At 56.9% G+C, this 299-nt stretch carries 1 protein-coding gene; it reads left to right on the top strand.

Features of this window, described 5'->3' with window-relative positions:
- Positions 1–3: 3 nt before the first annotated feature.
- Positions 4–299 (top strand): recombination-associated protein RdgC (gene rdgC / locus E1189_RS26000; RefSeq protein ID WP_408014659.1); only part of this gene is annotated, 296 nt, incomplete at its 3' end.

The following is a 299-nucleotide window of genomic DNA, read 5'->3' as shown; positions in this document are numbered from 1 at the left end:
CAGCTGGAGGATGCGCTCAAGGAACAGCCGTTCCGCCCCACGGGCAAAACTCAGCTGGTGAGTGCGGGGTTTGTACCACCCTGCCCAGGCTCCCGTCAGCTGGTTCATACCACCAGCCACCACCTGTTGCTGTGCATGCAGAAAGAAGAACGCCTGCTGCCCTCTTTTGTGGTGAATGATGCTGTCCGCGAAAAGGTGGAGCAGATTGAAGTGGATCAGGGGCGCAAAGTCTTCAGGAAAGAGAAGGACCAGATCAAAGATGAAATCACCCTTGATCTGTTGCCCCGCGCCTTCACCCG

The sequence above is a fragment of the Parendozoicomonas verongulae genome, assembly GCF_009711465.1.
Lineage (GTDB): Bacteria > Pseudomonadota > Gammaproteobacteria > Pseudomonadales > Endozoicomonadaceae > Sansalvadorimonas > Sansalvadorimonas verongulae.
Note: the sequence above shows the minus strand (reverse complement) of the source record. Positions and strands in the feature narration are given on the sequence as shown.